This is a genomic window from Enterobacter soli, from assembly GCF_964208575.1.
GTDB lineage: Bacteria > Pseudomonadota > Gammaproteobacteria > Enterobacterales > Enterobacteriaceae > Enterobacter > Enterobacter soli_A.
The window spans coordinates 119,503-143,174 of record NZ_CAXOFU010000007.1; the positions used below are offsets into that span (position 1 = coordinate 119,503).

19 protein-coding genes are annotated in these 23,672 nt (G+C 57.7%); 9 read left to right on the forward strand and 10 right to left on the reverse strand.

Translation table 11 applies throughout. The features are described from left to right. Nucleotides 1-158: 158 nt before the first annotated feature. Nucleotides 159-968, forward strand: a complete 810-nt coding sequence (locus AB6V08_RS09525; RefSeq protein WP_368542427.1) for a mannosyl-3-phosphoglycerate phosphatase-related protein — start codon at nt 159-161, stop codon at nt 966-968. Here AB6V08_RS09525 and dgcQ read toward each other — a convergent pair. From dgcQ to AB6V08_RS09540, 3 genes are all read right to left on the reverse strand, one after another. Further along, nucleotides 953-2,653 (reverse strand): cellulose biosynthesis regulator diguanylate cyclase DgcQ, encoded by a 1,701-nt coding sequence (dgcQ, locus tag AB6V08_RS09530; protein WP_368542428.1) that lies wholly within the window; start codon nt 2,651-2,653, stop codon nt 953-955. The two genes, AB6V08_RS09525 and dgcQ, sit on opposite strands and share 16 nt — an antisense overlap. Before the next feature lie 116 nt (nt 2,654-2,769). After that, entirely contained in the window at nt 2,770-2,952 is a 183-nt protein-coding gene (locus tag AB6V08_RS09535) for a YodC family protein (protein ID WP_368542429.1), read from the reverse strand. A 78-nt stretch (nt 2,953-3,030) separates the two neighbouring features. Further along, nucleotides 3,031-3,942: a DUF808 family protein gene (locus tag AB6V08_RS09540; RefSeq protein ID WP_368542430.1), complete on the reverse strand. Its 912-nt coding sequence runs from the start codon at nt 3,940-3,942 to the stop codon at nt 3,031-3,033. A gap of 178 nt (nt 3,943-4,120) precedes the next feature. Here AB6V08_RS09540 and yedA point away from each other — a divergent pair, with 178 nt between their 5' ends. Then, complete coding sequence (gene yedA, locus AB6V08_RS09545; protein WP_368542431.1) at nt 4,121-5,035, forward strand: drug/metabolite exporter YedA; 915 nt, start codon at nt 4,121-4,123, stop codon at nt 5,033-5,035. Here the strand turns inward: yedA and AB6V08_RS09550 are convergent. The 3 genes from AB6V08_RS09550 to AB6V08_RS09560 form a co-directional block, all read right to left on the reverse strand. Then, nucleotides 4,995-5,498, reverse strand: a complete 504-nt coding sequence (locus tag AB6V08_RS09550; RefSeq protein ID WP_368542432.1) for a very short patch repair endonuclease — start codon at nt 5,496-5,498, stop codon at nt 4,995-4,997. The genes yedA and AB6V08_RS09550 overlap by 41 nt on opposite strands. Further along, the gene (locus AB6V08_RS09555; protein WP_368542528.1) at nt 5,479-6,894 is read right to left on the reverse strand and encodes a DNA cytosine methyltransferase; all 1,416 of its coding nucleotides are present in this window, start codon (nt 6,892-6,894) and stop codon (nt 5,479-5,481) included. Before AB6V08_RS09555 ends, AB6V08_RS09550 begins: the two co-directional genes overlap by 20 nt. A gap of 61 nt (nt 6,895-6,955) precedes the next feature. Further along, nucleotides 6,956-7,657 carry a phosphohydrolase gene (locus tag AB6V08_RS09560; protein ID WP_368542433.1) on the reverse strand — a complete coding sequence of 234 codons (702 nt, stop codon included), beginning with the start codon at nt 7,655-7,657 and terminating at the stop codon, nt 6,956-6,958. Between the two features lie 531 nt (nt 7,658-8,188). Between AB6V08_RS09560 and AB6V08_RS09565 the strand changes: the two genes are divergently transcribed. Beyond that, nucleotides 8,189-9,262 (forward strand): porin, encoded by a 1,074-nt coding sequence (locus AB6V08_RS09565; protein WP_368542434.1) that lies wholly within the window; start codon nt 8,189-8,191, stop codon nt 9,260-9,262. Nucleotides 9,263-9,317: 55 nt separating this feature from the next. On the opposite strand, the gene AB6V08_RS09570 is transcribed toward AB6V08_RS09565, so the two are convergent. Beyond that, nucleotides 9,318-10,181 carry an N-acetylmuramic acid 6-phosphate etherase gene (locus AB6V08_RS09570; RefSeq protein WP_368542435.1) on the reverse strand — a complete coding sequence of 288 codons (864 nt, stop codon included), beginning with the start codon at nt 10,179-10,181 and terminating at the stop codon, nt 9,318-9,320. 165 nt (nt 10,182-10,346) lie between these two features. Between AB6V08_RS09570 and AB6V08_RS09575 the strand changes: the two genes are divergently transcribed. Next, a complete protein-coding gene (locus AB6V08_RS09575) occupies nt 10,347-11,975 on the forward strand; it encodes a sensor histidine kinase (RefSeq protein ID WP_368542436.1) in 1,629 nt (542 codons plus the stop codon). Then, nucleotides 11,972-12,691: a two-component system response regulator DcuR gene (gene dcuR, locus AB6V08_RS09580; RefSeq protein WP_368542437.1), complete on the forward strand. Its 720-nt coding sequence runs from the start codon at nt 11,972-11,974 to the stop codon at nt 12,689-12,691. The genes AB6V08_RS09575 and dcuR overlap by 4 nt, the downstream gene beginning before the upstream one ends. Here dcuR and AB6V08_RS09585 read toward each other — a convergent pair. Together AB6V08_RS09585 and AB6V08_RS09590 are read right to left on the reverse strand one after the other, a co-directional pair. Next, complete coding sequence (locus tag AB6V08_RS09585; protein ID WP_368542438.1) at nt 12,672-13,634, reverse strand: FAD:protein FMN transferase; 963 nt, start codon at nt 13,632-13,634, stop codon at nt 12,672-12,674. The genes dcuR and AB6V08_RS09585 overlap by 20 nt on opposite strands. 90 nt (nt 13,635-13,724) lie before the next feature. Further along, complete coding sequence (locus AB6V08_RS09590; protein ID WP_368542439.1) at nt 13,725-16,505, reverse strand: flavocytochrome c; 2,781 nt, start codon at nt 16,503-16,505, stop codon at nt 13,725-13,727. Between the two features lie 608 nt (nt 16,506-17,113). On the opposite strand from AB6V08_RS09590, the gene AB6V08_RS09595 reads away from it, so the two are divergent. Both AB6V08_RS09595 and fumA read left to right on the forward strand, forming a co-directional pair. Continuing rightward, complete coding sequence (locus AB6V08_RS09595) at nt 17,114-18,622, forward strand: anion permease (RefSeq protein ID WP_368542440.1); 1,509 nt, start codon at nt 17,114-17,116, stop codon at nt 18,620-18,622. Between the two features lie 54 nt (nt 18,623-18,676). Then, nucleotides 18,677-20,326 (forward strand): class I fumarate hydratase FumA, encoded by a 1,650-nt coding sequence (fumA, locus tag AB6V08_RS09600; RefSeq protein WP_368542441.1) that lies wholly within the window; start codon nt 18,677-18,679, stop codon nt 20,324-20,326. Nucleotides 20,327-20,342: 16 nt separating this feature from the next. On the opposite strand, the gene AB6V08_RS09605 is transcribed toward fumA, so the two are convergent. Then, nucleotides 20,343-21,248, reverse strand: a complete 906-nt coding sequence (locus tag AB6V08_RS09605; RefSeq protein ID WP_368542442.1) for a LysR family transcriptional regulator — start codon at nt 21,246-21,248, stop codon at nt 20,343-20,345. A gap of 106 nt (nt 21,249-21,354) precedes the next feature. On the opposite strand from AB6V08_RS09605, the gene AB6V08_RS09610 reads away from it, so the two are divergent. After that, nucleotides 21,355-22,650 (forward strand): serine hydrolase domain-containing protein, encoded by a 1,296-nt coding sequence (locus AB6V08_RS09610; RefSeq protein ID WP_368542443.1) that lies wholly within the window; start codon nt 21,355-21,357, stop codon nt 22,648-22,650. 182 nt (nt 22,651-22,832) lie between these two features. Next, nucleotides 22,833-23,630, forward strand: coding sequence for a DgsA anti-repressor MtfA (gene mtfA / locus AB6V08_RS09615; protein ID WP_368542444.1), 798 nt, complete (start codon nt 22,833-22,835; stop codon nt 23,628-23,630). The last annotated feature ends 42 nt before the right edge of the window (nt 23,631-23,672 follow it).

Consider the following 23,672-nt stretch of genomic DNA (forward strand, 5'->3'; position numbering starts at 1 on the left):
ATCAATATTACTTTTAGGCGACATTTGTTTTGGTAATAAGTGTCACCGTGCGCAGACAGTGGCCTGTACGGGATCGGTTCCAAAACCACCCGTTTCGCTTGTTGTTGTTTTTTAGGAAAAATCTTAGAAGGATCGTTAATCTTTTTGCCGGAGTTTCTATGCCCTCATTACAGGACGCGCTGCTGGTATTTACCGATCTCGACGGGACGCTGCTGGATATTCACACCTACGACTGGCAGGCGGCCCTCCCCTGGCTGGACAGGCTGCAGGACCACCAGATACCGGTGATCCTCTGCAGCAGCAAAACCGCGGCTGAAATCACGGCTATCCAGCAGGATTTGGGGCTGGAAGGGCTGCCGTTTATTGCTGAAAACGGCGCGGTTATCCAACTGGACGTGCGCTGGGATACGCATCCCGACGCGCCGCGGCGGATTTCCGGCAAATCCCACCGCGAGATCCGCCAGGCTATCGAGGCGCAGCGCCAGGAGGCCGGCTACAAGTTCACCACCTTTGATGACGTGGACGAGCGCGTGATTAGCGAGTGGACCGGCCTGAACCGCACGCGGGCCGCCCTGGCGCGCAGGCATGAGGCCTCCGTCACGCTTATCTGGCGCGACAGCGACGAGCAGATGGCGCGCTTTGAAGAGAAGCTGGCGGACGGCGGGTTAAAGATGGTTCAGGGCGCGCGCTTTTGGCACATCCTGGACGCCCGCGAGGGCAAAGACCGCGCCGTGGCGTGGCTGACGGAGCAGTACCGCACGCTGGAAGGCTTAACCCCCACCACACTCGGCCTGGGCGACGGCCCAAACGATGCCCCGCTTCTCGACAGCGTGGACTTCGCCGTGGTGGTCAAGGGCATCAACCGCCTGGGCATCCAGCTTAAGGATGATAACCCCCGGCGGGCTTACCGTACCGCGCAACCCGGCCCGGCGGGCTGGCACGAGGGGCTGGATCACTTCCTGTCGTGATCGTCGTGGACTACCTGGTTGCGGCCGCGCTGTTTGGCCTGATAGAGCCGTGCGTCAGCAATCGACTGGAGCTGTTCAAACTGGTAGTTGCCCTTCTCCAGGGCGCAGCTCACCCCCAGCGACGCGCTGACGCGAACGGTGACGCTCTTTTTCACCAGGATCTCTTTGCTGTTGATGTGCGCGCGAATTCGTTCCGCTATGTCGACCGCCTCCGGCAGCGCAACGCCGGGCAGCACCACGCAAAACTCTTCCCCGCCCACGCGCCCGGCCACATCGTTCGGGCGCAGCGCGCTGGCAATCAGCCCGCCGGCGTGAGACAGCACCTTGTCTCCCGCCTGATGGCCAAAGCGGTCGTTAATGCTCTTGAAATGGTCGAGATCGATCTGCACCACCGAGAACGGCAGCCCCTGCTGCTCGCACTTCTTCGCCAGTATTTTCGCCCGTTCAAACAGCGCGCCGCGGTTGTTCAGTCGGGTCAGCGGATCGTGCCACGCCTGCCACTGTAAGGTGTGCTGAAGCGCATACATATTGCTGACCGTGCGGCGGATCACCAGCCAGGAGATCAGCAGCATGGCGGTAAACAGCGCCCACAGCAGCGCAAGGACAATGCTGATGCTGCCGAAATCGCCGCGCACGCCGTCGTGCAGGGTGTGCACGCGCAGCGCCACGCCGTCGAAGTGGTCGAGGCGCTCCCAGCTGATAAAACGGCTGCCCAGGCGAAGGCTGCCCTGGGTATCGCTCTCAATGGCGCTGGCAATCTGCGCCTGCTCGGGCTGGTCAAAACGGTTGATGAGGTTAGCGTCAGGCTCGGACGAGGCAATCAGGTTCAGCCGGGTGTCGTACAGCTGGTATTCGCCCTCCGTGCGGTCGGAGGTGGCATCCCGCAGCAGGCGCTTCATGGTTTTAAGCGTGAAGTCCATCGCCACCACGCCGTACCAGTGATGCTCATAATAAATGGGGACGCTGGCGGTGATCGCCTGCTCGTTGCCGTTCCAGGTTGACGGCGGCGTGATAAACCAGCGCACCGCACGGGCGCGGTTTTCCCGCTCGGACTGCCCGGTAAACCACTGCTGCGTGACCAGCTGGTAATAGCGCGGCACGATATCGTTCACCTGCCCGGCGGTGTCTGTGGCCAGATAAAATCCCGCCCGGGAAACGTACACCACCCGCGCTTCTCTGCGCACGTTGGCAGAGCCGAGGCGCAGCAAATACCCCAGCTCCAGCGCGGCGGACAGCTCGTTGTTCAGCAGATCTTCATCGCGGTTAAGCAGCGTGGTTTTATCGACAAACGCATCCGAAACCCCGTTGATGGGTAAGGTGCGGTTTTTATCCACCGCCAGCTGCCAGGAGGGGATGTTGCGCAGGCTGTTAAAGCGGGACACCGCCTCGTGCAGCACGGCGAAGGAGAGCGGCGTCTGGAGCGCATCGCGCATCCCGTTGCGGAAAAACAGCAGCTTGTCGACGCTGAACTGCAGCTGTCTGTCGAGGGAGTTGGCGACGGTTTCGAGATGATTACGCTGGCTGGATATATACGCCCCCTCCAGCACAACCACTTCGCGCCAGGTCAGGAGCGTGGAGAAAACAAGCACCACCAGAAAACAGAGATTAACAATCAGGCCGGGATTGCTTCGCTTATGCAGCCATTGCAGAAAAGATCGTTTTACAACATAGGTATCGCGCTGCACACACACTCCCTGATTACTACCCCACATCCTTCGCGCTGTCTTCGTGGCGCGAAAACATGCAGTACGATAAACCGGTTCACCCGTAAAAACGCCCGGCAGGACCGGGCGTTGCGTGATTAAGCCTTGTCGCGCTGCTGCCCTCTGTCGCCAGGCAATAGCTCGTCCTCACGAAAAGCCTCCCGCTTGATGCCGAAACCGTCATGCCACCGACACTCCACCATACCGCTTGAGTAACCGGTGACGATCATGCGTGGACCACCATTCTTGGGCTTAACTTCATCACTGACCACAAAGACCATACCTGCCTCCTGTATCAGGGTGAAACTTTTTCAATTTAGACGAGGAACGGCCATTTTGCACCCTAAAGCAGGTAACAATTAATGCGATGTTCCGCGCATTTTCTCGACAGCTTTAACCACCGCCACCACCGCCGCACCAATGATAAAGCCCAGCACCAGATTGACAAGCGTTGGCAGAATAGCCGCCACCACGGCACCCTGTGAAGAGGCGAAATGCTCGATGGCGTGATGCAGCGGCGCAACGCCGTGAACCACAATCCCGCCGCCCACGAGGAACATCGCCAGCGTGCCAACCACCGACAAAATCTTCATCAGCCACGGCGCCAGCACCAGCAGCCCTTTGCCCACCGCCTGCGCTACCGCGCTGGTTTTATCCGCCAGCCAGTAGCCGATATCGTCCAGCTTAACGATAAGCCCCACCAGGCCGTAAACGCCCACGGTTACCAGAATCGCGATGCCCGACAGGATCAGCACCTGGTTAAGCAGCGGAGATTCAGAGACAATCCCGAGGGTAATGGCCACGATTTCCGCTGACAGAATAAAGTCGGTGCGGATAGCCCCTTTGATCTTGTCGCGCTCGAACGCTTTAGGATCTTTCGCGGCCAGCGCCTCCAGACGCTGCTGGCGCGCCTGCGGGGACTCTTTTTCCTTGCGGGATTTAAAGGTCTCCAGCACTTTCTCTACCCCTTCAAAGCAGAGAAACGCGCCGCCGACCATCAGCAGCGGGGTGATGGCCCACGGAATAAAAGCGCTGATGAGCAGCGCCAGCGGCACCAGAATAACTTTATTGAGAAAGGATCCCTTTGCCACGCCCCAGACGACCGGCAGCTCGCGGTTTGCCCGCACGCCCGTCACCTGCTGCGCATTCAGCGATAAATCATCGCCCAATACCCCGGCGGTCTTTTTCGCCGCCAGTTTTCCCATGACCGAAATATCATCCAGCAAGGTGGCAATATCATCCAGCAATGTTAACAAGCTACTTCCTGCCAAAATCTCTATCCTTCTTTTTTTGGTAATTAAGTGAATAGTATGGAGCAAAAGCCAGAACCCGGAAACAGGCACTTCAAGTCAACATAAAATTCACATCAACTACACAATTAAAGGGCTCGCCAGCCAGATAGTTTTCACGTTTACTATCAGCGACCTTTTTATTACGTCGTGAGGGACTATGCGTTTCCGGCATTTATTACCGCTCATTGGAGCGCTTTTTTCGCTGTACATCATCTGGGGTTCCACCTATTTCGTCATCCGCATCGGCGTGGAGAGCTGGCCGCCGCTCATGATGGCGGGCATTCGTTTCCTCTCGGCGGGCGTCCTGCTAATGGCCTTTTTACTGCTGCGCGGGCACCGGCTGCCTCCCCTGCGCCCGATGCTTAACGCGGCCCTGATTGGCCTGCTGCTGCTGGCGGTTGGCAACGGCTTTGTCACCGTCGCCGAGCACCGCAACGTGCCCTCCGGCATTGCGGCGGTGGTTGTCGCCACCGTGCCGCTGTTTACGCTGTGCTTTAGCCGCCTGTTCGGCATCCGCACCCGCAAGCTTGAGTGGGCGGGGATCGGCATCGGCCTGGCGGGCATTATTCTGCTCAACAGCGGCGGCAACCTGAGCGGCAACCCGTGGGGCGCGGTGATTATCCTGATAGGCTCAATGAGCTGGGCGTTCGGCTCGGTGCTCGGCTCGCGTATACAGCTCCCGACGGGGATGATGGCGGGCGCTATCGAGATGCTGGCGGCGGGCATCGTGCTGATGATTGCCTCCACGCTGACGGGCGAAAAGCTGACGACAATGCCGGATCTGTCGGGTTTCCTGGCGGTGGGTTATCTGGCGCTGTTTGGCTCGGTGATTGCCATCAACGCGTATATGTTCCTGATCCGCAACGTCTCCCCTGCGGTAGCAACCAGCTACGCCTACGTGAACCCGGTGGTGGCGGTACTGCTCGGAACGGGGTTCGCCGGCGAAACGCTTTCGTCCGTGGAGTGGCTGGCGCTGGGCGTGATTATTCTGGCGGTGGTGCTGGTAACGCTCGGCAAGTATTTACTGCCCGCTAAGGCTGAGGCGGCCCCCTGTGGGGCAGAGAAACCGTAACCGGGTGAATGCCCTGAGTGTCGATCTGCGCGGCCTGACCGCCGCCGCAGATCCACTCCTCCAGCCGCTCCGTCAGGTCGACATCGCTCAGCTTCAGCCTGCCGCGCAGCGCGCACTCCCAGACCACCATCACCCGCCAGCCCGCCGCGAGCAGCGCGTCGATATCCCGCCTGTCGCGCGCCACGTTTTTGCCAATTTTCTCCAGCCAAAACGCGGTGCGCGTCGCGGGCACCTTAAACAGATAGCAGTCGTGGTGATGCCAGAAGCAGCCGTGGGTAAAGATGATGCACTGGTACTGGTCGATGACGAAATCAGGGCGTCCGGCAAGGGCGGCGTCCTGAACCCGAAACTCAAACCCGGCCTGACCGAGCAGCCCGGCCAGCCGTTTTTCTATCGCGGTATCACGCGTGCCTATTGCACGCATGTTTTTACTGCGCGTGGCCTTATCGTGGACGTCCGTCATTGACGGCCTCGCTCTGGCGCAGGGCCACGGCCTGCTTGATTCGCGAGGCCAGCAGTTTCGCCACCGCCGCAAATGCCGGCACCACCACCGAGTTGCCGAACTGGCGGTACGCCTGGGTATCGGAAACCGGAATGCGGAAGCTGTAGCCCTGCAGCGACTCAAACCCCATCAGGCGCGCGCACTCGCGCGGGGTCAGGCGGCGCGGTCGGTGGCGCTGGTTTTCCGGGTTATCGAAATCCTGTTCGCCCAGCGCTTTGTTCCAGCCCCGGTCGATGAGGATCTCTGCGCCATCTTTGTAATAGCGGGCCGATAAGGTGCGGGTCACGCTGGCCGGATCGTTCGGGTTCACCATGCCAAAGCCAAAGCCGTTGCCCTTGGCCTGATGCTTTTTGGCGTAGCGATAGAGGTATTTCCACAGCACCGGCGTCAGGATGAACTTCGCGTCGACGACCGGCTCCAGCAGGTCGGCCACCGTCGGGCGGCGCGCCGGATACAGGGACGGAAGATCGCGCAGGGTGAAGTCGCCCTTGAGATTCAGATCGCGGCGGAAGCCCACCAACACGATGCGCTCGCGGTGCTGGGGCAGGAAATGTTTGCCGTCGATAATTTTCGGATCGTCCGCGCCCATGTCCTGGGCGTCCGCCACGTCGTAGCCCAGCTCGTCCAGCGTTTGCATGATGATGCGAAACGTCTTGCCGCCGTCGTGGCTTTTCAGGTTTTTAACGTTTTCCAGCACGAAGATGGCCGGACGACGGGCGTCGATGATGCGCGCCACGTCGAAAAAAAGCGTCCCCTGGGTATCGCAGGCAAAGCCGTGGGCGCGGCCCAGCGCATTTTTCTTCGACACGCCAGCCAGCGAAAACGGCTGGCACGGGAAGCCCGCCAGCAGAACGTCATGTTCCGGGATGGTGTTACGAATATGCTCGGCGGCTTCGCTGTCCGTCACGCCCTCTTTATGGCTGAGCGTGGCCTCGCGGATATCGGCGTTAAACTGGTGGGTCTGCGGGTCGCAGTACCAGTTGGCTTTGTAGGTTCGCACCGCATGTTTGTTCCATTCGCTGGTGAACACGCACTGCCCGCCGATGGCTTCGAAGCCGTGGCGAATGCCGCCGATACCGGCAAAGAGATCGATAAAGCGGAAAGCATAGTGGGGATGCGCCGCCGGAGGACACGGAAGCAGAGTGTGCAGCCAGGCGAACTCGCCGTCGCTCATGCGGTGCCCGGCACGCTCGCTGGTGAGAAGTCTTTTGACGATCGCCGGACTCCAGTGGCTTTCACCGTATGCCTCCAGCTGATTTGCCAGGGTTTTAACATCATAGATATCCAGCAGATGACGCAGCAATGCCTGCACCGCTGCCGTTGATTTCTCAGCCTGCGCTGGCGCGGGCTCGGTCACTGATCGATTTTCCTGCATTCTCTTAACCGGACAATAAAGACTTGCAACAGATTACCACAGTTCAGGCGTTCGGACTGTGGCGGAAGCGGCGCTGTATACTGGCGTCGATGCCGAGGCAGTCGCCCTGCAGTTCGGCGCTCAGCTTCGCCATAAACTGAACCAAATAGTCGGCGTTGTGGATAGCCAGCTCGCGCCCGACGGCGGTTTGCATGGTGTCGGGCAGCCGCAGCAGCTTGGTCTGGAAATGATCCAGCGCATAGGCCCGGTCATCCAGGGGGCGCGAATCGGCAAAGGGATCGGCGGCATCAAACAGCGCCACGCCGAGCGCGCCCGACACGGCAAAGACCCGCGCCAGCCCAATCGCCCCCAGCGCTTCGAGCCGGTCTGCGTCCTGCACAATTTTGGCTTCCAGGGTTTGCGGCGCGATCCCGGCGCTGAAGCTGTGGGCTTCAATGGCGTGCGCGACGGCATCAAGGCGTTCCGAAGGGAAATCGGGGAAATCCTCGCGCAAAATCCGGCGCGTCTTTCTTGCGGCAAGCGTTGAGGACTGGCTGCGCTGCGGATCGTTTTTCGGCAGGCTGACGATGTCGTGGAAATAGCACGCGGTCAGCACCACCAGCGGGTCGACCGCCTCCTCCGCCGCGATCTTTTGCGCGGTCATCCACACGCGGCGAAAATGGGAGATATCGTGTGCGGCATCATCCGTAGCGTGATGCTGCGCCATCCAGGCTTCAAAACGCTGCTGCCACTGTGCGAGTTCCATAGTCACGTCCCGTTGCGAAAACGGCTACCATAGCAACTTTCCTCGCCCCTGGCACTGCCTGCCCTCGTCGCAATCGCATCAGTAGGTCGCGGCTGCGTGGCATTTTTTATTTAAACGCGCTTTCCGAAAGCTAGCCCTTCCTTTATTACGTTATTTTGTCGGTTAAAAATGCATTCTTTTTCATTTCAAACAATTATTCAAAATCGACGCGATAAATTGCCCGAAAATATATAAATAGCACAAATAGCTAATGCGAAAATATCGCTAAATGCATTTGCTCCCGGAATGGTTAGACAGAGAAGAAACAAACCTAATCAATTGAAAAACAGAAACATAACCTTGGTAAATGCTTTGCGTAGATTAATACAAATGAAAAATAATGAGATTCTTTGAAACAATTTGAAATAAAAATAATCATTTAATTACATTTATTTTTGAAACTAATTTACGCCACATAGAATAGTATCTGCCCTGTAATTACGGAGGGTGATTACGCATATTCATAGTATCTATATATATAGGGAATATATAATGAAAAGAAAAGTTCTGGCAATTATGGTACCAGCACTGTTAGTTGCAGGCGCAGCAAACGCAGCTGAAATTTATAATAAAAACGGTAATAAAGTCGATTTCTACGGAAAGATGGTTGGCGAGCGTATCTGGACCAACACCGATGAAAGCAACAGCGAAAATGCTGACACCTCCTATGCGCGTATCGGCATCAAAGGTGAAACTCAGATTAATAACGAGTTAACCGGTTACGGTCAGTGGGAATACAACATGAAGGCTAACACTCCAGAAGGTACTCAGGACGAGAGTACTCGTCTGGCCTTCGCTGGCCTGAAATTCTCCGACTACGGTTCATTCGATTACGGCCGTAACTACGGCGTAGCTTATGATGCAGCTGCCTATACCGATATGCTGGTTGAATGGGGTGGCGATTCTTTAGTTGCTACCGACAACTTCATGACTGGCCGTACAACTGGTGTTGCGACCTACCGTAACACCGACTTCTTCGGCCTGGTGGATGGCCTGAACTTTGCGCTTCAGTATCAGGGTAAAAACAACGATCGTGACCGTTTCAAGGCTAACGGCGACGGCTACAGCATGTCCGTAAACTATAACGTTGACGGTTTTGGCTTCGTGGGTGTTTATGGCAAATCTGACCGCACAAATGCTCAGGAAGCTGACGGCTATGGCGACAACGCTGAAGTTTGGTCACTGGCTGCTAAATATGATGCAAACAACGTCTACGCAGCTGTGATGTACGGCGAAACCCGTAACATGACCAAGGTTGGTTCTGGCGCCTTTGCTAACAAAACCAAGAACGTTGAAGCCGTTGTTCAGTACCAGTTCGACTTCGGCCTGCGTCCATCCCTGGGCTACGTCTTCTCTAAAGGCGAAGACCTGGGCGCGAAAAATGGTTATAAAGGCTTTGACGCTGACCGCGTAAACTACATCGAAGTGGGCACCTGGTACTACTTCAACAAGAACATGAACGTTTACACCGCGTACAAATTCAACCTGCTGGATGAAGAAGACGGCGCTAAAACTGGCAACTTCACTGGCGACGAGTTCGCTGTGGGTATCGTTTACCAGTTCTAATCCCCCAAAATATCAAAGCCCGCATACGCGGGCTTTTTTCGTTTTAGCGCCGACTCTACGGCGCCTCCTGCAGCGCCACGCGAATAAAGCCGTTGTTTTGCGCCAGCAGATCGTGGGCTTTCCACGCATCCAGACCGGTGAGCACCATCAGCACCGCGGTTTTACAGTTCTGATTGCAGCTTTCCAGCGCGGCTTTCGCCACCGCGCGGGAACATCCCCCCGCCTCCATCACGATAGCGATTTGCCGTTCGGCCCATTTGGTGCTGCTGGCCTCCAGATCCACCCGCAGGTTGCTGTAAACGCGCCCGGATCGGATCGCAAGCCCCGTCGCGACCATATTGAGGATCATTTTCTGGGCGATCCCCGCTTTGGTGTTCATGTACCCCGCCACCACGTCCGCACCCAAGTCTGGCGCAACGACCATGCTTGCCAGCTGCGCGGCTTCGCTTTGCGCATCACCCGTCACCACCGCCACCGGCGATCCCAGCGACCAGGCGTGACGCATCGCCCCCCACACCCACGGCGTTTTTCCGCTCACGGTTAGCGCCAGCATCATGTCGTGCTCGCCAAATTTCGCCGCCTGCAGCGCAGCCACGCCGCGCTCATAGTTCCCGGCATCGTCAGCCGTCGTCATGGCGATGACGGGATGCTTGCCGGGGGCAAACTCCTGCACCGCCTGCTCCGCCACGCGTCCGGACGGGCCGGCACCGACAATAAACAGGCGTCCACCGTGGCTCAGGGTTGCCGTTGCGGTGTCCACGACGCGGGCCAGAGTGTTTAAGAAGGGGGTGATTGCAGAGGAGATGAGTGCATCGTCCTGGTGAATAACTTTCAGCATGTCCAGCGTCGCTAATCTGTCGATGTCGACAGTGCTGGCATGGCGTCTTTCCTTGACTGAACCGGTAAGCATAGTGCTCATAAACTGCCTCCTTATTATGAGTTCCCACACACTATAAAGTGTTTTATATGGATGACCTGCGAGGCGGTTCACGAAAAGAGGAGTGCAAAAGCAAGTTTTACATGGCTTTTAGAAACACGCGTCATCAGCGATAATTAGCCCTTTCTTATTCATCGCGGAGCCTTGATGAGCGATTTGCAGCCCTTCCCCCCGACGCGCAAGCGCCCCATGAAGCTGAATACGCTGGTCACGCTGATGGTATGCGCGATTATCGGCTCGGTTTTGCTGGTGGTTTTTGCGCTCTACTCTGTGCAAATTACCCGCGCCACGCGCGATGATGTCAAAGATACCGCTCTCGGAATTGCCAGAACGCTGGCGGACAGCCCGGAAATCAAAAGCGGGCTGATGCAGTCCCCGCAGGCCGATATCATTCAGCCGATCGCTCAGGCGGTGACCACGCGCAACGATCTGCTGTTTGCCGTCGTTACCGATATGCGCGGCGTACGCTACTCTCACCCGAACGAAGCCCTGATCGGCCTGCACTTTATCGGCGACGACCTCACCCCGGCGCTGGAGGGCAAAGAGAATGTCTCCGTCAACCGGGGTGCCCTCGCCGAGGCGCTGCGCGTCTTCACCCCAATTTACGACGCCCAGCACGACCAAATCGGCGTGGTGGTCGTCGGGATCTCGCTCAACAAAGTCGAAGAGCAGATTGCCCGCGGGCGTCTGAACGCGGTGTGGACGGTGCTGTTCAGCGTCCTGATAAGCTCAATTGGGATCTGGGTGGTGGTTCGCGTGCTGAAACGCATTCTGTTTGGGCTGGAGCCCTATGAAATTTCCGCGCTGTTCGAGCAGCGTCAGGCGATGCTCCAGTCCCTGCGCGAGGGCGTTGTGGCGGTAGATATCCACGGGCGCGTGACGATGATTAACCACGCCGCGCGGGAAATTTTGCTGCTGCCCTCCGGCCATCACGCGGGGCCGTCGGGCGAGCCGCCCCACGCGCCGCTGCTGGAGCGCCTGCGCAACGTATCGCAGACCGGCGTAGCGCTTAAGGATCAGGAGATCAGCTGCAACGGGCGTCTGCTGCTGTGCAACATGGTGCCGGTGAAAAGCCAGAATCACGTGATCGGCGCCATCACCACGTTCCGCGATAAAACCGAGGTCAGCCATCTTCTTCAGCGCATGGACGGCATGGTCAACTATGTGGATGCGCTGCGGTCGCATACCCACGAGTTTATGAACAAGCTGCACGTGATCCTGGGCCTGCTGCACATGAAGCGCTACGACAAGCTGGAAGAGTACATTCTCCAGACGGCGCATAATTACCAGACCGATATCGGCGCCATCCAGCGCAAGGTTAAGTCGCCGGTGATCGCGGGCTTTTTGCTGGGGAAAATCAACCGCGCCAAAGAGGCGGGCTTCACCCTGACGCTGGCGGATGAAAGCCAGGTTCCGGATACCGCAAATGAAGAACAGGCGGCGGTGCTGATCACCGTTCTCGGCAATCTAATTGAAAACGCGCTGGATGCGATGACCGATCAGCCGGAAGGGGAAATCACCCTGCTACTACACTATCAAAATGGCTGGCTCAGCTGTGAAGTCAGCGACGACGGCCCCGGCATTGATCCGGTGCGGCTCGAAGATATCTTTACCAAGGGCTACTCGACGAAGGGTGAAAACCGCGGCGTCGGGCTGTTCCTGGCTCGCCAGCAGATCCACAACCTCGGCGGAGAAATCACCGTCGAGTCGGAGCCTGGCGTCTTTACCCAATTTTTTGTTCAGATCCCCTGGGATAGCGAGAGGAATATCGCGTGATAAATGTATTAATTGTCGATGATGACGCCATGGTCGCCGACCTCAACCGTTTGTACGTCAACCGCGTTGAGGGATTTAGCTGCTGCGGCGTTGCGTCCACGCTCAACCAGGCCGAGGCATACATAAACAATCCGGCGCAGCCTGTCGATCTGGTGCTGCTGGATGTCTACATGCAGCAGGATAACGGGCTGGATCTGCTGCCGATTATCCGCGCCTCGGGTCGTCCGATTGACGTGATCATGATTTCATCGGCGTCCGACGCGGCGACGATCCAGACCTCAATGCACTACGGCGTGGTGGATTACCTGATCAAGCCTTTCCAGTTCCCGCGTTTTGAAGAGGCGCTGAACGGCTGGAAAGCCAAACACAGCCTGATGGGCTCGCACCAGTATTACGAGCAGGCGGACGTCGACAGGCTGCTGCACGGCGGCGCGCCGGAGCTGGCGGACAGCAAGCGCCTGCCAAAAGGGCTGACCCCGCAGACCCTGCGCACCATCTGCCAGTGGATCGACGGGCATCCGGAGATGGAATTCTCCACCGACGATCTGGCAAACGCGGTGAATATTTCGCGCGTGTCCTGCCGCAAATACCTGATCTGGCTGGCGCAAATCAATATCCTGTTCACCAGCATTCACTATGGAGCAACCGGCCGCCCGGTGTATCGCTATCGCCTCCAGCCGGAGCAGATTGGCCTGCTCAGGCAGTATTGTCAGTGACGCGGTAATCGTCGTCGAGCAGCGTGAAGCGGAAGAGGTGGGCCGATGAGAGGACCACCTCTTTTGTTTTGGTTACAAAGATGGCCTCGATATCCGGACGGGCGCGCAGCGCAGCACAGCCTTTTTCAACGCCCATACCGTAGGCAAGCGTGGTCCAGATATCCCCGTCGATGGAGTTTTTAGAAATGATGGTCACGCTGTCCAGCTCGTTATCCAGCGGATAGCCGGTACGTGGGTCAAGGATATGGTGATAGCGCTTGCCGTTGTGTTCGAAAAAGCGCTCGTAGGTTCCCGACGTCACCACGGACATATTCTCCACCTCCAGCGCGCCAATCAGCGCATCGGGGGCAAAGGGTTTTTTCAGCCCGACGCTCCAGCCGCCCTGCGGCGATCCGAGCGTCTGGACATTGCCGCCCAGGTTAATCAACCCCAGCTCCGCCCCCTCTTTTCGCAGGTAATCCCGCACGCGGTCGGCGATGTAGCCCTTGGCGATGGCCCCTAAATCAATCTCCATGCCGGGCCTGGTGAGAAACACGCTGCACCTGTCGTCGTCGAGCAGCACATCTTCAGGCCGGGTGATGGCAAGCAGGCGGGCAATCTCGTCGGCAGGAGGAACCGTGTCGCCTTTGAAACCGATTTTCCAGCGCTTGACCAGCGGCCCAATCGCCAGATTGAAGGCGCTGCCGGGAAACGCGCTGGCGGCTTTTGCGCAGCGAATCAGTTCATATACCGGACGGCTGACGCTCACCGGATGGCTTCCGGCGGCATGGTTGATATCCATCACCTGCGAGTCAGCGCGATTCACGGTGAGCAGATCTTCGTACTGTTTGATTAAGCGGAAAACGCGGGACGCAAGGGCTTCGTCGTGGGAGAAGAGTTTCAGCAGAATGGGCGAGCCCATCAGAACGGCGGAGTAACTGTAGACGCGATCGTCATCGGACATGGCATGTTCCTCAGGTGTTGCCCCGGCAGGCACCGCGCCGCCGGGGTAATAGCCGGAAAGCGATGTGCTTATCCGGCTGGAACAGGAGACTTATGCCTTTTTCGCGCGCATCGCCGCCTGATGCCCGGCAAGAGTACCAAAAATAATGATATCTGCCACCGCGTTACCGCCGATACGGTTGCCGCCGTGGATACCGCCCACCACTTCACCCGCCGCGAATGCGCCCGGAATGATGCTGTGGGTGCTATCCAGCACGCAGGTGTCGGTGTTGATGGTCACGCCGCCCATGGTGTGGTGGACGCCCGGCGCAATCTGAATGGCGTGGAACGGCCCTTCGTTGATTGGCGCACGCAGCGCGGTGGTACGGCCAAAATCATCGTCGTGCTGTTTCTCAACGAAGCCGTTGTAACGCTCCAGGGTGGCGAGGAAGGCGTGATAATCCATGCCTAACGCCTCCGCCAGGGCTTTCGGCGAGCTTGCGCTGGTCACGAAGCCTTTCGCGATGTACTCGTCAGCGGCTTTGTTTTTCGCCCGGACGTGCTCATCAAAGACGATGTACGCGTATTTCTCCGGCAGCGCGATGATTTGCGCGGACACTTTGTCGCGGGTCTCCATCTCGTTGAAGAAGCGGTTCCCCTGCTGGTTCACCAGAATCGCCCCGCCGCCGCGGATGGATTCGGAAATCAGATACGAGGTTTTCTGCTCAACGGTTGGGTGGATTTGGATCTCGCCCATATCAACCGTGCCTGCACCGATACGCTCCAGCAGCGCGATACCGCCGCCGGTCGCCCCTTTGTGGTTGGTGGTCACGAAGCCTTCCAGGTCAGGGCGGTATTTCACCACCATCTGGCTGTTGGCGCTGAAACCGCCCGTTGCCACAATCACGCTTTTGGTTGCTACGGTCAGGGTTTCGTTTTCTTCAGTGGTCAGACGCACGCCGGTCACTTCGCCATTTTCGAAGATGATGTCGCTCACGGAGGTGTCGAGCATCACGTCGATGTTGCGTTTGGTCACGTTGCGCACCAGGCCGCTGATCAGGTAGCCGCCGACCGCAGAGCCGTCTTTTGGACGGTGGGTACGGTCGATGCTCATCCCGCCGGTGGTGGTGATGTCGTTCAGCATGATGCCGCGCGTTGCCAGCCACTCAATCGCCTGCGGCGCGTTTTCAACGAAGCGGCGCAGCAGTTCAGGGTTGTTCTTGTTACCGCCGCCTTTGAGCGTCTCTTTGTAGAACAGCTCTTTGCTGTCGTGAATCCCTTTCACGCGCTGGAAGCGGGTTTCCGCGGCGTTCATCCCGGCGGAGGCTTTAATGGTGTTACCGCCGATGGTAGGCATTTTCTCGACGATCAGCACGCTTGCGCCTTCGTCGTGGGCCTGAATCGCCGCCGCCAGGCCCGCGCCGCCGCTGCCGACCACGACCACATCAACGCTTTTGGTTTCGTTCGGGTCAGCGCCCTCTTCCGCCGCCAGCGCTTTGCTGGATTTCAGCATCGCTTTGGATACCGCTTTCTTCACCGCTTCGCTCTGGCTGGTTGCGCCGGTAATGGCATCCACGTGCGGGGTGTTGGCATCCAGAATGCGGGAGCGAATTTCTTCGAAGCTGGTCACGAACTCCACGTCTTCACTCGGGCCGGACGCCAGCTCAATGTCGGCAATGCGGTCGGTTTCAAGGCTGACGTTAATCACCAGCTCGTTGGCGTCGTCCTGCACTTTTTCAACGAACGTGCCCGGCTTGAATTTCGATTCGCCCATGCTCATGTCGCGGATCATCGCTTCCACCAGCGAGAAGCGCCACAGCGGTTCAGGGATGTTCAGCGCTTCACGCTGGGTGCTGTCCATAAACAGCTCGAGGTTTTCACCGGCAGCGATGCGGTCGGTCCAGTCAGGATAAGCAATGGTTGCCCGGCCTACGGCAATCAGGTCGTAGCCATGATCCAGCGCCTCGTTCACGTCGGACGCGTTCACCACGCCGCCCACGCCCATCACCGGCACCTGCGCCAGAGTTTCAGAGCGCATCGCGCAGTATTTTTCAATCAGCGGGGTTGGGTCCTGGGTATCGACAATGGAAGGACGCAGGGTTGCGCCCACGGAGAAGTGGAGATAATCCACGCCGCGCGCCGCCAGTTTTTCCAGCAGATACATGGTGTCTTCAAAGCGGATCCCCGGGACTTCCAGCTCTTCCGGCGAGAAGCGGTAGCCGATGATGAAGGCGTCATCCGCGTACTGGCGAACCATTTTGTGGGTAATATCCAGAACGGCCAGCGGGAACTTCGCGCGATTGTCGCGGCTGCCGCCCCACTCGTCGTCACGCTGGTTGGAGTTTGGCGAGTAGAACTGCTGGATAAGATAGGTATTGGCGCCGTGGATTTCCACGCCGTCGAAGCCTGCCTGAATAGCGCGGCGCACGGCTTCACCAAACTTACCGACCATTCCTTCCACTTCTTCGGTGGTCAGCGCCACCGGGGTGGCGGCACCGTCGCGCGGCGCGGCGATAGCGCTTGGGCCAACCGGGGTGCGGCCACCGATCAGCTTCGGTTCAACCATGCGGCCGCCGTGGTAGATCTGCAGCAGCGCTTTAGAGCCTTTAGATTTAATCGCCTCTGCGATCTTCGCCAGACCGGCGATTTTTTCGTCGTTGTCGATACCGATAGCGCCCGGGAAGGCGAGGCCGAGATCGTCAACAAAGCAGCATTCAACAATGATGGTGCCGATGCTGCCGGAACGCGCCCGATAGTACTCCACCAGCTCGCTGGTCACGGTGCCATCGTAATAACCGGTGCAGGTGGTCATGGGCGCCATTAATAAGCGGTTTTTAAGCTCGGTACCGTTCGGCAGTGTGAAGGGGCTTAAAATACGTTCGTTAGTGCTCATAATAGAAACTCCAAACTTTAAAAATTAAGAATTCGTTATCGGGACTGTTTTTTATTTCGATTTCTTTGCCGATGTCATGATATTAATATAGCGATTTTTTTAGTTACCAAAGTAATTACGTTAGTTAAAAAACTATTTAATCCCTTCGATAACATTAATAACACATTGGTGTTAGCGACAATAATTCATCCATTCACAATAATTTAAAATCCGTTAAATTCAGAATGGTCTTACCATTGTCATCACCATGACAATATCCCAATAAATTCAAACACATAAACAGATACCATGATTAGACATGTTATCAATATGATAAATTTTACAACAAAAAACGCTAATACCCACATACGCCAGAGTGGTTATTTAAAAAAGAATAAAAATAACGCTGCAATTCTGTTTTTTTGATCGCGATCAATTGTAATGGCATCCAAAGGCGCAATATATAAACATCATATTTTTTAATTTAGCGCACCACAATAAGCGTTAAACGATTATTACCGAAACGACAAAAACGCACCTTAAATAACTAAAAAAAGCAAAGTAACTAAAGAAATCGAATTTGTCTTTTCGCCGTAGCCAGAATTCCTAACAACTTAAGACGTGAAACTATGAATACAAAAACTGCTGTAACGCCTCCTGCGGCGAATCAGACATCAAACGGGAATGCAAAACGCCTGCTGATGATGGCGCTGCCCATCATCGTCGCCGTCCTGCTGCTGTTTGTTCCGGTCCCGGATGGGCTGCCTCCTTACGCATGGCACTACTTCGCCATCTTCGTGGGCGTCATCGTCGGGTTAATCTTCGAACCGCTGCCGGGTGCCGTGATTGGCCTGACCGGGGTCGTCGCTATCGCCCTGTGCAGCCAATGGGTGCTGTTCAGCCCGGAACAGCTGGCCGACCCGAAATTCAAGCTGGCGGGCGCCTCCTTTAAATGGGCCGTTAGCGGTTTCGGTAACTCTACCGTCTGGCTGATTTTCGGTGCCTTTATGTTCGCGGCGGGCTATGACAAAACCCGCTTCGGCCGCCGTCTGGCGCTGATTCTGGTGAAGTATCTGGGTCGTCGCAGCCTGACGCTCGGCTACGCTATCACCTTCGCCGACCTGCTGCTGGCACCGTTTACCCCGTCCAACACCGCGCGTAGCGGCGGGACAATCTACCCGATCATCGCTAACCTGCCGCCGCTGTACGGTTCAAAACCTAACGACCCGAGCGCGCGTAAAATTGGTTCGTATCTGATGTGGGTGGCAATCACCTCCGCCTGTATCACCAGCTCCATGTTCCTGTCGGCTCTGGCACCTAACCTGCTGGCGCTGGCGCTGGTGAAAAGCATCGTGGGCATCACCATCTCCTGGGGCACCTGGTTCCTGGCCTTCCTGCCGCTGGGTATCCTGCTGATCCTGACCATGCCGCTGCTGGCCTACTGGTTCTACCCACCAGAAGTGAAAGTGAACGACGAAGTGCCGCTGTGGGCGAGCCGTGAGCTGGAAAAGCTGGGCAAACTGTCCCGCAATGAAATCCTGCTGATGGTCTTCGTGTGCTGCGCCCTGCTGATGTGGATCTTCGCTGCCGCCTGGATTGAACCGGCGCTGGCTGCCCTGCTGATCGTTGCCCTGATGCTGTGGACCGGCGTGCTGGAGTGGAACGACATCACCGGTAACAAAGCCGCGTGGAACACCTTCGTCTGGTTCGCCACGCTGGTTGCCCTGGCGGACGGCCTCTCCTCTACCGGCTTTATCGGCTGGCTGGGTAAAGAAGGCGGTCTGCTGATGAGCGGCATCTCCCCGGGTACAGCGACTGTCGTTCTGCTGCTGGCGTTCTACCTGCTGCACTACCTGTTTGCCAGCACCACCGCGCACACCACCGCGCTGCTGCCAGCGATGCTGACTATCGCCGCCACCATTCCGGGTATGAATATGGAAGTGTTCGTCCTGCTGATGGTGACCTCGCTGGGTATCATGGGGATCATCACCCCGTACGGTACTGGCCCAAGCCCGATTTATTACGGTAGTGGCTACCTGCCAACCAAAGACTACTGGCGCCTCGGCACTATCTTCGGTGCCATCTTCCTGGCGGCCCTGCTGCTGATTGGTTATCCGTGGATGTCCATGATGTTCTGATCCCCAACCGCCGGACTTAGCCCCGGCGGTTTAATTTTTATGGAGCAAGAGATAATGTCGAACAAACCGTTTTACTATCAGAACCCCTTCCCGCTCTCCCATGACGACACTGAATACTATCTGCTGACCAAAGAGCACGTTTCCGTTGCCGAATTCGACGGTCAGGAAGTGCTGAAAGTGGAGCCAGAGGCGCTGACGCTGCTGGCACAGCAGGCCTTCCACGATGCGGCCTTTATGCTGCGCCCGTCGCACCAGAAACAGGTTGCCGCTATTCTTCACGATCCGCAGGCCAGCGAAAACGACAAATACGTCGCGCTGCAGTTCCTGCGCAACTCGGAAATCGCCGCCAAAGGCGTGCTGCCTACCTGCCAGGACACCGGCACCGCCATCATCATGGGTAAAAAAGGCCAACGCGTCTGGACCGGCGGCGGCGATGAAGCCGCGCTGAGCCAGGGCGTGTACAACACCTATATTGAAGACAACCTGCGCTACTCGCAAAACGCGGCGCTGGATATGTATAAAGAGGTGAATACCGGCACCAACCTGCCCGCGCAGATTGACCTCTACAGCGTGGATGGCGACGAGTACAAGTTCCTGTGCATGGCAAAAGGCGGCGGCTCCGCCAACAAAACCTACCTGTATCAGGAAACCAAAGCGCTGATCACCCCGGCGAAGCTGAAAAACTACCTGGTAGAGAAGATGCGGACCCTGGGCACAGCCGCCTGCCCTCCGTACCACATCGCCTTTGTGATCGGCGGGACGTCCGCTGAAAGCACGCTCAAAACCGTCAAGCTGGCCTCAACCCGCTACTACGACGCGCTACCAACCGAAGGCAACGAGCACGGCCAGGCGTTCCGCGACGTTCAGCTCGAGCAGGAACTGCTCCAGGAAGCGCAGAACCTGGGTCTCGGCGCGCAGTTCGGCGGCAAGTACTTCGCCCACGATATCCGCGTGATCCGTCTGCCGCGCCACGGCGCCTCCTGCCCTATCGGCATGGGCGTCTCCTGCTCCGCTGACCGCAACATCAAAGCGAAAATCAACCGCGACGGCATCTGGATCGAGAAGCTGGAACACAATCCGGGCCAGTACATTCCTGAATCTCTGCGCCAGCAGGGCGAAGGCGACGTGGTGAGCATTAACCTGAACAAGCCGATGACCGAGATCCTGGCGCAGCTGGCCGCGCATCCGGTTTCGACCCGCCTGTCGCTGAACGGCACCATCATCGTCGCGCGCGATATCGCCCACGCGAAGCTCAAAGAGCTGCTCGACAACGGCGAAGCGCTGCCGCAGTACGTGAAAGATCATCCGATCTACTACGCGGGCCCGGCGAAAACGCCTGAAGGCTATGCGTCCGGCTCCTTAGGCCCGACCACCGCGGGACGTATGGACTCCTACGTGGACTTACTGCAATCCCACGGCGCGAGCATGATCATGCTGGCGAAAGGCAACCGCAGCCAGCAGGTAACGGATGCCTGCCACAAGCACGGCGGCTTCTACCTCGGCAGCATCGGCGGCCCGGCGGCGGTGCTGGCGCAAAACAGCATCAAGAGCCTGGAGTGCGTGGCCTATCCTGAACTGGGGATGGAAGCTATCTGGAAAATCGAAGTGGAAGACTTCCCGGCGTTCATCCTGGTGGATGACAAAGGAAACGACTTCTTCCAGCAGATCCAGAACAAACAGTGCGCGGGTTGCTCCCAGCGCTAAGTCTGGCCGTACTCTTCTAAAGCCCGCATTCGCGGGCTTTTTTTCGCCACAGCGCCGGCAGGAGCGTAAGCAGTTCTTCAATCATGGCCCGCTTGTCGCTTCCGGGTTTCCAGATGGTCACCATCGTCTGCCCAATTCCCTGATTCCCCACCTCGGTGCGCAGCGCCCTGACGTTACGCCAGGTTTCGGCGGCAAAATGGGTGGGTAAAAACCCCCAGCCGCATCCCTGCTCCACCAGCTCACGCAGCATTCCCGGCTCGCTGGTAAACAGGGTATGCCCGGAAATTTGCAGCCGACGCGCCACGGGCTCGTCGGACGCGGAGTGCATGATCACCTGCGGCACCAGCGAGAGATCGAGCAGTGACAGCGGCTGCCCGGCGCCCGGGAAAAGCGCCGTGGAGGCATAGAAATCCATGTCTATCGCCCCCAGCGCGCGCCACTCCATCTCATTCCCCACGCTGCGGTTTCGCGCCTGAAAAATCCCCAGGTCGGCCTGACCCTTTGCCAGCAGCTCCTCCGCGACGTCGCGCGAGGCGCCGATCAAGCTTAACCGCGTGCCGCGCTCTGCCATTACGCCAATCAGCGCCCGCAAAAAGGCGCGCGGGGTAAAGGGATCGTAGACAAGAGTGACCTGCTGGCTGGCACCGTCCGGCACGCTTCTGGCAAACGCCTCGAACGCCTTCACCTGGCGCATCAGCAGGTGCGCCTGACGCTGGAGCTGCTCGCCCTCCGGGGTGAGGCGCAGGGTGCGCCCTTCCCGGGTAAACAGCGGATATCCCAGGCCGTCTTCCAGAAAATCAATCAGATCGCGAAGCGTGGTGCGATCTTTCCCCAGCCTGATGGCCGCCTGCATCAGGCTTCCGTGCTCAACCACCGCGGTAAATGCCTCAAGCTGGGCAAAAGAATAGAGCAACGATGACACAGCGCCTCCCGTCTGTTTTTGGGGGGATTTTCCCCCATTACGCGTTTTTTATTATAGGGCGCGAGTTCTTAAACTGAAGGCGTTCCTCATCCATACGAGAAAAAACATGAAAAACAAATCGTTAAATCGCGCCCTGCTGGCGGGTATCGTTTTTAGCCTGTTATCCCCCGTCGCCATGGCCGCCTGCGAAGGCACCGACCTCAGCGCCTGCCCCGCCCCTTTTGACCGCACGCTGCCGGATCCCCATCAGATGCTCACCTGGAGCCAGGCCGACCGCGTGGTGGGCTTTCGCAACGACTATCGCAACTATGCGGGCGATGTCTTCCGTCACGGCGCGGCGACGCCTTTGAAGCAGGCAGAAAAGCCGCTGACGGACGCCCGCTATCGGGTTAACGGCAAAACTTACGGGCTGCAGGATTACCTGAAGCGACAAAACGTTAGCGGAATGCTGGTGCTGAAAGACGGCAAAATCGCCTGGAAATACCTCGGCGAAGGCAATACCGATTCCACGTTGTGGACGTCCCGCTCGGTGGGCAAATCGGTGGTGTCCGCGCTGGTTGGGGTCGCCATCAAGGAGGGGAAAATTCACTCGCTGGACGATCTTATCACCCGCTACGAGCCGGATTTAAAGGGCACGGCATGGGACGGCGTCACCCTGAAGCAGCTCATCACGCACACGTCCGGCGTGGCCTGGAATGAGGATTATACGAATCCGGAGTCGGATTTCGCGAAGCTGACCGAATGCGAAGCGAAGCCCGGCACCTACGACTGCGTGCGTAAGCTGGTTTCCGGCCTGCACCGTGAACACCCTGCCGGACAAAACTGGTCGTATTCCTCCGGCGGCGCGTGGCTGCTGGGGGATGTGCTGGAGCGCGCCACCGGCATGACGCTCGCGGCGTATCTGGAGAAAAGCATCTGGCAGCCCTACGGGATGGCAAGCGACGGCGTGTGGCACGCCTACAGCAAAGGCGAGCACGACGTGGGCGCGCACGGCTTCAACGCCACGCTGGAAGACTGGGGACGCTTCGGGGAGTTCATTCTGCACAACGGCACGCTGCCTGACGGCAAAAAAATCCTGCCGGATAACTGGGTGAGCAACTCTTCTGACTGGACGCGTGCCGCCGGGTCGGTTTCCGCCGCGCACCCGAACGGCCTGTACGGCTATCAGTGGTGGAATAATGAAGTTCCGGCTAATGCCAAAAACGTCGAGCCAGCCGCGCAGGCGTCCCTGAAAGAGTCGCTGTGGGCGCTGGGTATTTTCGGACAGATGATTATGGTGAACCGCGCGGAGAATCTGGTCATCGTGCAGTGGTCAACCTGGCCGCAGGCGGAGCCGTCGTTTAGCGCGCAGCCGCTGGAGGCATCGCTGATGTTTAGCGCCATCGCGCAGGCGCTGCGCTAAGTTTTACAGCCAGGCCGATGCCTGGCTTTTTTATTTCAGCTGCGGATAAAATGCGCCACCGCATTGTTGTTAATTGTGTGAACTCAAAGAGATGAAAGTGGATGCCAAGCCGTTTTGGGCGTGATAAAAATGTCCCCCTGACCTTTCAATTCTGTTCTGGTAACGAGTTTGCGAGCAAAGCGATGATTAAGTGGCCCTGGAAATCGAATGACGCTGGTCGAAATACGGCTCTGCCCTGGGAGGAAGCGATAGCTATTCCCGTCCTGGCTAATCTCCCGCCAGAGGATCAGTCAAAACTGGTTCAGCTTGCCGATCGCTTCTTACAGCAAAAGCGCCTGGTTCCCCTTCAGGGATTCGAACTAGATGCGCTTAAAAGTTCACGTATTGCCCTGATCTTCTGTTTGCCCGTTCTCGAGCTGGGTATCGAGTGGCTGGACGGCTTCCACGAAGTGCTGATTTATCCGGCGCCGTTCGTGGTTGACGACGAGTGGCAGGACGATATCGGGCTGGTACACAACCAGCGCGTGGTGCAATCAGGGCAAAGCTGGCAGCAGGGGCCAATTATTCTCAACTGGCTCGATATTCAGGACTCGTTCGACGCGTCCGGCTTTAACCTGATTATTCACGAAGTGGCGCATAAGCTTGATACCCGCAACGGCGACCGCGCGAGCGGCGTGCCGCTGATCCCCCTGCGCGAGGTGGCCGGCTGGGAACACGACCTGCACGCGGCGATGGACAACATTCAGGATGAGATTGATTTAGTCGGGGAAAGCGCGGCGAGCATTGACGCCTACGCCGCCACCGATCCCGCCGAGTGTTTTGCCGTGCTGTCAGAATACTTCTTCAGCGCGCCAGAACTTTTCGCCCCCCGCTTCCCGGCGCTGTGGCAACGTTTTTGCCATTTCTATCAGCAAGACCCGCTCCAGCGTTTACGTAAAAATGGCGAGCATGGCGGCTATTCAAGCACTCAAGTACACTAAAACAACAGTTTGAAGCAAAATTAATCATTTGAATCAGCACGT